The sequence below is a fragment of the Phenylobacterium sp. CCH9-H3 genome (assembly GCF_001557235.1).
Taxonomy (GTDB): Bacteria; Pseudomonadota; Alphaproteobacteria; order Caulobacterales; family Caulobacteraceae; genus Phenylobacterium.
Map to the genome: position 1 here is coordinate 1 of NZ_LSJI01000177.1, position 11185 is coordinate 11185.

Below are 11185 nucleotides of genomic sequence, written 5' to 3' on the forward strand. Positions count from 1 at the left end.
CACAAGGCCGCCGTGTCCTTGTAGGGATCGCCGACGGTGTCGCCGGTCACGGCGGCCTTGTGCGCCTCCGAGCCCTTGCCCCCGTGATGGCCTTCCTCGATCAGCTTCTTGGCGTTGTCCCAGGCGCCGCCGCCCGACGTCATCGAGATGGCGACGAACAGGCCGGTGACGATGACGCCCATGAGCATGGCGCCAAGGGCCGCGAAGCCGTTCACCTTGCCGGCGATCGAGGTGATCGCGAAGAACAGCACGATGGGCGAGACGACCGGCAGCAGCGACGGGACGATCATCTCCTTGATCGCCGCCGACGTGAGGATGCCCACGGCGCGGCCGTACTCGGGCTTGACCTCGCCGGTCATGATGCCGGGGTTCTCCCGGAACTGGCGACGGACCTCCTCCACCACGGACTCGGCGGCCCGGCCGACGGCCGTCATCGACATGCCGCCGAACAGGAACGGCAGCAGCCCGCCGAAGAGAAGACCGACGACGACGTAGGGATTGGAGAGGTCGAAGGCGACCGCGCCCAGCCCTTCGAAGTAGGATCCCGGCTCCGCATTGGCCGCGAAGTACTTCAGGTCCTCGGTATAGGCGGCGAAGAGCACCAGGGCGCCCAGGCCGGCCGATCCGATGGCATACCCCTTGGTGACCGCCTTGGTGGTGTTGCCCACGGCGTCCAGCGCGTCGGTGGTCACGCGGACCTCCGGCGGCAGGCCGGCCATCTCGGCGATCCCGCCGGCGTTGTCCGTCACAGGACCGAAGGCGTCGAGGGCGACGATGAAGCCGGCGAGCGACAGCATCGAGGTGGTGGCGATGGCGATACCGAACAGGCCCGCCAGGTTATAGGTGACGATGATCCCGGCGATGATGACGATCGCGGGCGCGGCCGTCGCTTCCAGGCTCATGGCGAGCCCCTGGATCACATTGGTCCCGTGGCCCGACACCGACGCCTTGGCCACCGACTTCACCGGCCGGAAGCCCGTGCCGGTGTAGTATTCGGTGATCACGACGATCAGGGCGGTGACCACCAGGCCGGCGATGCCGCAGTAGAAGAGCTCGCCCGCGCCGAAGGTGGTGTCGCCCACCGTCACGGTGGTGGTGACGAGGCCGTTGATCACCCACCAGAGCGCGCCGACCGACAGGACGCCGGTGACGATCAGGCCCTGGTAGAGGGCGCCCATGATGTTCTGGGACTTGCCGAGCCGCACCGCGAAGGTGCCGATGATCGACGTGACGATGCAGACGCCGCAGATGGCCAGCGGCAACAGCATCATGTTGGACACTTCCGGCAGGCCGCGGAAGAAGATCGCCGCCAGGACCATGGTGGCGACCGTGGTCACCGCATAGGTCTCGAACAGGTCGGCCGCCATGCCGGCGCAGTCGCCGACGTTGTCGCCCACGTTGTCGGCGATCGTGGCGGCGTTACGCGGGTCATCCTCAGGGATGCCGGCTTCGACCTTGCCCACCATGTCGCCGCCAACGTCGGCGCCCTTGGTGAAGATGCCGCCGCCCAGACGGGCGAAGATGGAGATCAGCGAGGCGCCGAAGCCGAGCGCCACCAGGCTGTCCACTACCTCGCGGCTGGTGTTTTCAAGGGCCATGGGGCCGGTCAGCACATAGTAGTAGCCGGCGACGCCGATCAGGGCGAAGCCCGCCACCAGCATGCCGGTGATGGCGCCGGAGCGGAACGCGAGCGAGAGACCCTTGGCCAGGCTCTCGGACGCGGCCTGGGCCGTGCGCACGTTGGCGCGGACCGAGATCAGCATGCCGGCGAAGCCCGCCAGGCCCGACAGGATGGCGCCGATGGCGAAGCCGATGGCCGCCTTGGGCCCGATCAGCACGCCCACGAGGATCAGGATCACCACGCCGACGATGCCGATCGCGGTATATTGCTTGTTCAGATACGCCTGCGCGCCTTCCTGGATGGCGGCGGCGATCTCCTGCATCCGGGCGTTGCCCGGCGAGGCCTTCAGGAGCGAAAGGGTCTGGACGACGCCGTAAAGCACCGCCAGCGCTCCTGCGCCGATCACCAACAGTAGAACGGAACTCATAGTCGATAGCCCCTTTGCGATTTGATCGCGGGGGTGACCGGCGGCCGCCTCTTACGGGCGTGCGTCCGGCTGGCTCCCATCCCCCGACGCGTTTCCCCAAGTGGTTCCCGAGGGCGCGTGGATGCGCCCGTGGAAAGACCGGGGAACGTACTCAGGTTTTCAGCGGCCGTGCAACCGGCGACGCCGGGGAGCCTCACCCAGAGGCAGGCGGATCAGCCGCGCAGCTGGCCGACCCGACGGCGCGGCGCCTGGGAGGTGACGACCACGGAGCGGATCTGGCCGGGCCCGGCGATCGCCGCGGCCTCGCGGGCCAGGGCCGCGGTCAGGCGCGGCGTGTCCACCTGCGACAGATCGGCGGGGTTCGTGAACGGCGTGCGGTGGCCCGCCCGGACTAGGGCGTCGCGGAAGAACGGCTCCTTCTCCCGCAAACGCGCCGCGTTGGCGCCGCCGGTCAGGTTGATGCGGACGTAGACGAAGACGTAGTTGACCAGGAGGCCCTTGTTCACGATCGGCAGCGCCACGGGCTGCAGGTCGACGTACTGGCCGACGTCGCCCTTGCCCTCCTTCTTGGGCTCCGAGCCCTGGGCCGTCGTGGCGGCCAGGGCGAAGGCTGCGGCGATGAGGGCGCGGCGAATCATAGGTCCAGCATGCTCCCAACGCGTTGCCGCAAGGTTGAGAGGCGCGAGATCACCGGACGTTGCGTGGCGGCGGTCGGGGAACGGTGGTAGCTTCACAGCAATGACATAGGGAGGATCACGGAGCATGTCTCCGACCCGTCGCCACGCCGCCCTCGGCCTGCTGGCCGCCGGCGGCACGGCCCTGCCCGCGGCGCGAGCCCTGGCGCAGGACAACACCGCCTCACCCCAGATCGAACTACCCGACGAGGACCACCCGCCCACGGCGCTCGACACCACCAAGGGCCGCTACGAGCACATGCTCGCCCCGGTGCTCATCAACGACCAGGGCCCGTTCAACTTCCTGCTCGACACCGGCGCCAACGTCAGCTGCGTCTCGCACAGCCTGATGGAGCGCCTCGACCTGAAGTCGGCGGAGACGGCGCGGGTCCACACGGTCGTGGGAGTGCGGCATCGGCCGATCGTGACCCTGGACCGCCTGCGGGTCGGGCCCCGTGACCGCCGCAAGGTGCGGGCGCCCGCCCTGCCCATCAAGGGATCGGATGTCGATGGCATCCTGGGCGTCGACTGGCTGAAGGGCCAGAGGCTGATCCTGGACTTCAAGAACAGCCGGATGGAGATCACCCGCTCGCAGCCGGACCAGGGGGAGCCGGGCCGCATCGTGATCGTGCCGGCGCGCCGCCGCCACGGCCAGCTCACGATCGTGGACGCCGACCTCAGCGGAAAGCGGATCAGCGCCATCATCGATTCCGGCGCCCAGGGCACCCTCTGCAACCGCAAGCTCCGCGACCTGGTCCGCGCCCAGGAAGCGCGGCGGGGGCCGCCTGAGCCGCTCCGGATGGTGCGCATGGAGTCCCTCGCCGGCGAAAGCTTCGTGGGCGAGTCGGTGTTCCTGCCGTTCCTGCGACTCGGCGGCCTGCATCTCGGCAACGTGCCGGTGACCTATGCCGACATGCACGTCTTCGACATCTGGGGGCTGAAGGACACCCCAGCGCTGGTCATCGGCATGGACCTCCTGGCCCAATTCGACCAGGTCGCACTGGACTTCGGCCGCTCGCAGGTGCGCTTCGACTTCGTGTAGCCGACCGGAACCTCAGCCGTGGCGCCAGCCGCCGGCGCCGGGATCGACCGCGCGGCCAGCGGCCCGAACCTCCACGCCTTCGCCTTCGCGCACCTCGCCGATCACCGTGAAGCCGGGGGGCTTCCGCACGCCCGAGGCCATGGTGCAGACCACCTCATAGTCGTCGCCGCCGGTCCCGAGCCGCAGCAGGCTCGCCCCCACGTCCGCCTGTCGCTCCAGCCAGGTCGCCGCCGCCCCCGAAAGCGGCAGCCGGTCGAGTTCGATCAGCAGGCCCACGCGGCTGGCCTCGGCGATGTGGCGCGCGTCGGCCACCAGCCCGTCCGAGACGTCGGCCGCCGCCGTGGCGTGCCGGCGAAGCGTCTCCCGCAGGTCGACCCGCGGCTCCGGCATCCGGTAGCGATAGGCCAGGCGGCCGTCGGGATCCTCGATCTGTCCCTTCACCGCGGCCAGGCCGAGGGCCGCATCGCCGATCGTGCCGCTGACCAGCAGCTTGTCGCCCGGCCGCGCGCCGGCCCGACGCACCATGCGCCCTGCCGGGACCCAGCCCATCGCCGTGAGCGTACACGTGAACGGGCCCGGCGTGGTCACGGTGTCGCCGCCCAGCAGATCGATGCCGAAGGCCTCCAGGTCCGCGGCCAGGCCCATGGCGAAGAGTTCGCGGTCGCGGTCGGCAAAGCCCTGCGGCCAGGCGACGGCGAGGAAGGCGGCGAAGGGCTCGGCTGCCTTGGCCGCGAGGTCCGACACGTTCACCCGCACCAGCTTGCGCGCCACCAGCTCCGGCGCCTCACCCTGCGGAAAATGCACGCCCTCGACGATGGCGTCCTTGGTCACCACCAGGTCGAAGCCGGGCCGCTGGGGAATGACCGCCGCGTCGTCACGCAACTCGAACGCCCCCGGCGCGCCGCGGGTCAGGGGGCGGAAGAGCCGGGCGATCTCGCCGAACTCGTCCAGCCCTTTGGGTGGGGCCTCAGGCGCCGGACCGGACATCCCGCGCCACCCCATCCAGGGCGCCGTTCACGAACCCGGGCTCGGAGCCCTCGAAGAAGCTCTTGGCCACCTCGACATACTCGTCGATGGCGACTTCGGTCGGCACGTCCGGCCGGTTGGCCAGCTCGTACGTCCCCGCGCGCAGGATGGCGCGGACGGTGGCGTCCAGCCGCTCCAGCCGCCAGTTCTCGGCCAGCCGCTTGGCGATGGCCGCATCGACCCGCTTCTGCTCGGCCACCACGCCGCGCACGAGCTCGGCGAAGAACGCCTCGTCGGCTGAGGCCAGGGTGTCGCCTTCGCCCTCCACGCCTTCGAGGGCGCGGTCGAAGCGGTGGTCAGTGAACTCGCGGATCACGCTCTCGACGCCGATGGAGGAGACCTCCATCTGATAGAGGGCCTGGACGGCGGCGAGCCGCGCCACGGAGCGGGACGCATGGGCGCTCATCGGTTGGCGCCCGACAGCTGGTGCTTCAGCTCGATCATGGTCAGGGCCGCGCGGGCCGCGCCGCCGCCCTTGTCGCCCTCGCTGATCCGCGCCCGGGCCCAAGCCTGTTCGTCGTCCTCGGTGGTCAGAACGCCGTTGCCGATGCACAGCTTCTTGCTCACGGTCAGGTCCATGATCCCGCGGGCGCTCTCGTTCGAGACGATCTCGAAGTGGTAGGTCTCGCCGCGGATCACACAGCCCAGGGCCACATAGCCATCGTAGCGCTTGCCGGCGGGGCGGTGGCCGCCCTCCTCCGCAAAGGCGATGGCGCCGGGGATCTCCAGCGCGCCGGGAACCGTCACGACGTCGTACTCCGCCCCGTAGGCGCTCAGCGCCTGGGTCGCGCCCTCCAGCAGGGCGTCGGCCAGGTCGTCGTAGAAGCGCGCCTCGACAATGAGGATGCGGATCGGCTCGTCGCTCATGGATGGTCCTTCGGGGTCTCGAGCGGAAGCCTTTAGGCCGTTTCGCGCCAGCGGGCGAGATACCGCGCCAGCATGTCGATCTCCAGGTTCACCCGGCTGCCGACCTTGAGGGTCCCCAGGGTGGTCACCTCCCAGGTGTGGGGGATCAGGTTCACGCCGAAGACATCGTCCTCCACCTCGTTGACGGTCAGGGACACGCCCTCGACCGTGATCGATCCCTTGGGCGCTATGTAACGGTGCAGCGGCTTCGGGACACGCACCTTCACCCGGTGCGAGCCGCCCTCGCTCTCGATGGAGACCACCTCGCCGACCCCGTCCACGTGGCCCGACACGATGTGGCCGCCCAGTTCGTCGCCGACGCGGGCGGCGCGCTCCAGGTTGACGGGCCGACCTTCTTGCCAGTCGGACAGCGTCGTCAGCGACAGGGTCTCGCCCGAGACCTCCACCGCGAACCAGCCCTCGCCTTTCTCCACCACGGTCAGACAGCAGCCGGCGTGGCTGACCGAGGCGCCGATGTCCACGGTCGAGAGGTCGAACCGCGTCTCGATCTCGAACCGGCGGTCGCGGTTGGTGTCGCGGACGGCGCGCACGCGCCCCACGTCGGTGACGATGCCGGTGAACATTCAGCCCCTCGCGTAGCGTTCCCAGAGGTCGTCGCCCAGGGCGCTCACCTCTACGCGCCGGAAATGGGGCGCCTCGGCCAGCGCTGCAACCGCCAGGGCGCCGACGGCGGGCCGGCCCTCGCCGCCGATGAGGATGGGCGCACGGAACCACTCGATGGCGTCCACCAGGCCGCAGCGCAGGAAACTGCCCGCCACCTGGCCGCCGCCTTCGACGAAGAGGTCGTACAGTCCCTCGGCGGTCAGGGCCTCGACCACCGTCTTGAGCTCTGGCCGGTCTTCCCCCACCGCGCGCACGGTCAGCACCTTCACGCCGGCCTCGAGGAGCGCCGGGTCTGGATCTTCGGTGGCGATGACATAGGTCGGCACGTCGCGGGCGGTCTTCACCAGCTTGCACTCGGCCGTCAGCCGCTGGCGGCTGTCCAGCACGACGCGCGCGGGCTGGCGGCCGTTATAGCCTGGGAGGCGGACGGTCAGTTCGGGATCGTCGGCCAGGGCGGTCTCGATGCCCACCAGCACCGCGTCGTGCGCCGCTCGTAGGCGATGCACCTGTTCGCGGCTCTGCGGACCGGTGATCCAGCGGCTCTCGCCGGCGGCCGTGGCGATCCGTCCGTCCAGCGACGTGGCGAGCTTGAGGGTGACGCTCATCGGGGCGTCTTATGGGCGCCAATCCGCGCGCGAGCAAGATTGGGCGATGCGGACCAGGAGCTTGGGACCCGCAAGCTGCTGGCCGGCGCGCGTCAGTCGCTGGCGGTGTCTCGCACCACATCCAGGAAGGCGCGGAGCGCTGGCGGAACTGCGCGACCCCGGGGGTAATATACGGCCACGTCCTCCGCGGCTTGGGTCCAGTCCCCGAGCACTTCTCGTACCTGCCCGCTGGCGAGCGCGGCGGCGGCGGCCAGGGCGGGTACGTAAGCGACGCCCACCCCCCGGACCGCGGCCTCGACCATGAGGTCCTCGTCGTCCAGCACGACCGGCGCAGGCACGTCCATGGTCAACGCGGCTCCGCCGCGCTCGAACTCCCAGCGGTAGAGCTTGCCGCTCGGCAGCCGATGGCCCACGCAACGATGCCGCCTCAGATCGTCTGGCGTCGCTGGAACGCCGGCGCGATCGAGATAGGTTGGAGAGGCCACGCACATGTACCGGAAGTTCTTGGACAGTCGCATGGCGATCATGTCCCGCGGGATCATGTCGGCGAGCCGGACCCCAGCGTCGAACCCGGCGGACACGATGTCTATCAGCTTGCCCTCGGCGACCACATCCACAGTGACGTCGGGGAATCGGACGGACATCTGCGGCAGAACCTTGCGAACGATGATCGCGGCCGCCAGACGCGGCGCGTTGACACGCACGGTGCCGGCCACGCTGCCGCGGAAGGCCGCGACCGCATCCAGCGCCTCATCCAGTTGGACGATAGCGGGCCGCAGAGCGTCGAGAAGCTGGAACCCCGCCTCGGTCGGAGAGACGCTGCGAGTGGTGCGGTTGAGAAGTCGCACGCCCAGTCCGGCCTCTAAACCGCGAATGGCGTGACTGAGGGTCGACGGCGCAGCGCCGAGTTCGTCGGCCGCCCGGCGGAAGCTGCGGTGGGTGGCGACGGCCATGAAGGCCGCGAGATCGTTCAACGAAGGGCGGACCATTGATGGCCGTTTTGCATCACCTCGTACGCACTTCAAAGTCTAGTTGTTCAAAGCCCTCGACCTTAACTCCGTCGCTCGGGCGAGCACGGGCTCGCCAATGACGAGATGAGGACCACCAAATGTCGAAGCGCGAAGCGGTCTTTCCGGCTGGGCGGCATGAACTGTACAGCCTACATGCCTATTCCGCGGCGATCAGATCGGGAGATCTGCTGTTCGTGTCCGGCCAAGTGGGCAGCCGCTGCGATGGCTCGCCCGAGCCGGACTTCGAGGCGCAGGTCCGGCTCGCGTTCGCCAACCTGAAGGCGACGTTGGCTGCGGGCGGGTACACGCTAGACGACATCGTCGACGTGACGACCTTCCACACGGATCCCGAAAGCCAGTTCGCCACCGTCATGGCCGTGAAGGCCGAGGTCTTTCCGGAGGAGCCCTATCCCAATTGGACCGCCGTCGGCGTCAACTGGCTCGCTGGCTTCGATTTCGAGATCAAGGTGATCGCCCGGCGGCCGGCATGATCGCGGATGACGCCAAGGACAAGGCGGCCTCGCCGTCCTAGCCCCGGGCGACAATCCGCGCGCCTTTCAGGGCTGACGTGGGCTACCGCTCGTCGGCGGCGGCTTCGCTGAGACCTTCCTCGCCGAGGAAACGGGCGAAGTCGTCGGTTTCCTTGAAGTCGCGATAGACCGAGGCGTAGCGGACGTAGGCCACGTCATCGAGCTGCTTCAGGTGCTTCATGATCAGCTCACCGATCGTGGAGGACGGCAGTTCGGTCTCGCCCATGCTCTCGAGTTGGCGGGTGATGGTCGAGATCATCCGCTCGACCCTCTCGGGCTCCACGGGACGCTTGCGCAGGGCCACCGAGAGCGAGCGGGCCAGCTTGTCGCGATCGAACGGCGCGCGCCGGCCGGAGCGCTTGAGGATGGTCAGCTCACGCAGCTGGACACGCTCGAAGGTCGTGAAGCGGCCCTCGCACGCCGGGCACAGCCGGCGACGGCGGATAGCCGCGCCGTCTTCCGACGGTCGGCTGTCCTTCACCTGGGTCTCGTCGTGGCCGCAGAACGGGCAGCGCATATCTAGCCCCCTTCCCGGCCACTTAACGCTATTAGGCGTATATGGGGAAGCGTTTGGTCAGGGCTACCACCTCGCCGCGCACCTTCTGTTCCACGGCGGTGGAGTCCTCGCCCGTGGAGACCGCATCCAGGACCTCGCCGATCCACTGGCCCACCTGGCGGAACTCGGCCGGGCCGAAGCCGCGGGTCGTGCCCGCCGGCGTGCCGACGCGCAGGCCCGAGGTCTGCATGGGCGGCAGCGGATCGCCGGGAATGGAGTTCTTGTTGGTGGTGATCCCGGCGCGCTCCAGGGCGATCTCGGCCTGGGCGCCCGAGACGTTCTTCGGCGTCAGGTCGACCAGCATCAGGTGGCTGTCGGTGCCGTTGGAGACGATCTTGAAGCCCACGCTCTGCAGGCTGTCGGCCAGGGCCCGCGCGTTCTCGATCACCTGTTTCGCATAGGTCTTGAATTCGGGCCGCAGCGCTTCGCCGAAGGCCACGGCCTTGGCCGCGATCACGTGCATCAGGGGGCCGCCCTGTAGCCCGGGGAAGACCGCGCTGTTGATCTTGCCGGCCAGCTTTTTGTCGTTGGTGAGGATCAGGCCGCCGCGCGGGCCGCGCAGGGTCTTGTGGGTGGTGGTCGTGACGATGTGAGCGTGCGGGAACGGGTTCGGATACTCCCCCGCCACGATCAGGCCGGCGTAGTGCGCCACGTCGCACATGAGCACCGCACCCACCTCGTCGGCGATTTCGCGGAACTTGGCGAAGTCGATATGGCGCGAATAGGCCGAGCCGCCGGCGATGATCACCTTGGGCTGGTTGGCGTGCGCCACCTCGGCCGCCTCGTCGTAGTCGATCAGATGGTCCTGGGCCCGCACGCCGTACGCCACGGGACTGAACCACTTGCCGGACTGGTTGACGCTCTTGCCGTGCGTCAGGTGGCCGCCGTGGTCCAGGTTCATGCCCATGAAGGTGTCGCCCGGCTTCATAGTGACCATGAACACCGCCTGGTTCGCCTGGCTGCCCGAATGCGGCTGCACGTTGGCGTACTCGCAGCCGAAGAGCTGCTTGGCGCGCTCGATGGCCAGGGTCTCGGCCTCGTCCACCACCTCGCAACCGCCGTAGTAGCGCTTGCCGGGATAGCCCTCGGCGTACTTGTTGGTGAGGACCGAGCCCTGGGCCTCCAGCACCGCCTTCGAGACGATGTTCTCGGAGGCGATCAGCTCGATCTGCTCCTGCTGGCGCTTCAGCTCCCCATCCAGGATCGCGGCGATCGCCGGATCGGCCTGGGCGACGCCGGCCTGAAAGAAGTCGTCTTTGGAGGGCTGGGTTTGCACATGCAGGTTCAAGGGCAAGACCTTTCGTGGCGACGCGCGGGATCCCGGGGGCGCGCGAGTCTGGCGGCGGCGAAGGCGCTCCTTTACTCCCGAACGTGCGCCCCTCCAACCGCGCCGCCCCTCAGTAATTCTGGGAACCGTTCGCAATTCCTGCGCGTTCACCGGCAAAGGCCGGAACGCGTCAGATCGCGTCCACGGCCGTTCAAGCGTGTCGAGAAGGGGTGGTCATGAGCGTAGGACCCGATTCGGATGGACCCTCGGGCGAAGACCTGATGCGCCTGGGCGCGGGGATCGTATCGGCCTACGTCAGCCGCAACGCCGTCACGGCCGACGCCGTGCCGGACATCATCCGCACGGTCCACCAGGCCCTGGCTCAATTGACCGGGGCGGCCGCGCCGGCCCAGCCGGAAGAGCGGCCGAAACCTGCCGTGCCGATCGGCCGTTCGGTGCAGCACGACTACATCGTCTGCCTCGAGGACGGCAAACGCCTGAAGATGCTGAAGCGGTATCTGCGGTCCCGGTACAACATGAGCCCGGAGGACTATCGCCGTCGCTGGGGCCTGGCGCCCGACTACCCCATGGTGGCGCCCGCCTATGCGGCCCGCCGCTCGGACTTCGCCAAGCAGATCGGCCTGGGCCGCGGCGTGCGGCGGCGGAAGTAGGCCGGCCTGAGAGCGCCCCTGCGGGGCAAGGGCGCTCGGGACCGGTCCAGATGTCGGGCTGTTGAACGACCGGCCCTGAAAAGGAGTAGGCGCTGATTTTCGCACGCTGGCGTTGTGCCAAGGCGCCGCAGCGCGGTTTGTCGCACCTCCGCCGCGAAAGGACGCCCCGGCCTCAGGCGGCGTAGCCGCCGATGCGTTTGACGTTGCAGCGGGACCAGAGGGCGTC

The 11185-nt window shown here is 68.9% G+C and carries 13 protein-coding genes; 3 read left to right on the forward strand and 10 right to left on the reverse strand.

Features of this window, described 5'->3' with window-relative positions; all coding sequences use genetic code 11:
• A partial coding sequence (locus tag AX721_RS15790) for a sodium-translocating pyrophosphatase (RefSeq protein ID WP_068876975.1) occupies positions 1–2048 on the reverse strand: 2048 nt, incomplete at its 3' end.
• Between the two features lie 212 nt (positions 2049–2260).
• Positions 2261–2686: a hypothetical protein gene (locus AX721_RS15795; protein ID WP_068876964.1), complete on the reverse strand. Its 426-nt coding sequence runs from the start codon at positions 2684–2686 to the stop codon at positions 2261–2263.
• 124 nt (positions 2687–2810) lie between these two features.
• On the opposite strand from AX721_RS15795, the gene AX721_RS15800 reads away from it, so the two are divergent.
• Positions 2811–3764 (forward strand): retroviral-like aspartic protease family protein, encoded by a 954-nt coding sequence (locus AX721_RS15800; RefSeq protein WP_068876965.1) that lies wholly within the window; start codon positions 2811–2813, stop codon positions 3762–3764.
• 12 nt (positions 3765–3776) lie between these two features.
• On the opposite strand, the gene thiL is transcribed toward AX721_RS15800, so the two are convergent.
• The 6 genes from thiL to AX721_RS15830 form a co-directional block, all read right to left on the reverse strand.
• Complete coding sequence (gene thiL / locus AX721_RS15805) at positions 3777–4751, reverse strand: thiamine-phosphate kinase (protein WP_068876966.1); 975 nt, start codon at positions 4749–4751, stop codon at positions 3777–3779.
• Positions 4732–5196 carry a transcription antitermination factor NusB gene (gene nusB / locus AX721_RS15810; RefSeq protein WP_068876967.1) on the reverse strand — a complete coding sequence of 155 codons (465 nt, stop codon included), beginning with the start codon at positions 5194–5196 and terminating at the stop codon, positions 4732–4734. The genes thiL and nusB overlap by 20 nt, the downstream gene beginning before the upstream one ends.
• Entirely contained in the window at positions 5193–5657 is a 465-nt protein-coding gene (locus tag AX721_RS15815) for a 6,7-dimethyl-8-ribityllumazine synthase (protein ID WP_068876968.1), read from the reverse strand. Before AX721_RS15815 ends, nusB begins: the two co-directional genes overlap by 4 nt.
• A 32-nt stretch (positions 5658–5689) precedes the next feature.
• Positions 5690–6280 carry a riboflavin synthase gene (locus AX721_RS15820; RefSeq protein WP_068876969.1) on the reverse strand — a complete coding sequence of 197 codons (591 nt, stop codon included), beginning with the start codon at positions 6278–6280 and terminating at the stop codon, positions 5690–5692.
• Entirely contained in the window at positions 6281–6925 is a 645-nt protein-coding gene (locus AX721_RS15825; protein ID WP_068876970.1) for a RibD family protein, read from the reverse strand.
• A 92-nt stretch (positions 6926–7017) separates the two neighbouring features.
• Entirely contained in the window at positions 7018–7914 is an 897-nt protein-coding gene (locus AX721_RS15830; protein ID WP_068876971.1) for a LysR family transcriptional regulator, read from the reverse strand.
• Positions 7915–8033: 119 nt separating this feature from the next.
• Between AX721_RS15830 and AX721_RS15835 the strand changes: the two genes are divergently transcribed.
• Positions 8034–8426, forward strand: a complete 393-nt coding sequence (locus AX721_RS15835; protein WP_068876972.1) for a RidA family protein — start codon at positions 8034–8036, stop codon at positions 8424–8426.
• An 82-nt stretch (positions 8427–8508) separates the two neighbouring features.
• Here AX721_RS15835 and nrdR read toward each other — a convergent pair whose 3' ends face one another.
• On the reverse strand, positions 8509–8982 hold the full coding sequence (nrdR, locus tag AX721_RS15840; protein ID WP_068876973.1) for a transcriptional regulator NrdR: 474 nt from the start codon (positions 8980–8982) through the stop codon (positions 8509–8511).
• Positions 8983–9013: 31 nt separating this feature from the next.
• Positions 9014–10303 (reverse strand): serine hydroxymethyltransferase, encoded by a 1290-nt coding sequence (glyA, locus tag AX721_RS15845; RefSeq protein ID WP_068876976.1) that lies wholly within the window; start codon positions 10301–10303, stop codon positions 9014–9016.
• Between the two features lie 221 nt (positions 10304–10524).
• Here glyA and AX721_RS15850 point away from each other — a divergent pair, with 221 nt between their 5' ends.
• Complete coding sequence (locus AX721_RS15850) at positions 10525–10959, forward strand: MucR family transcriptional regulator (RefSeq protein WP_068876974.1); 435 nt, start codon at positions 10525–10527, stop codon at positions 10957–10959.
• Positions 10960–11185: the final 226 nt, after the last annotated feature.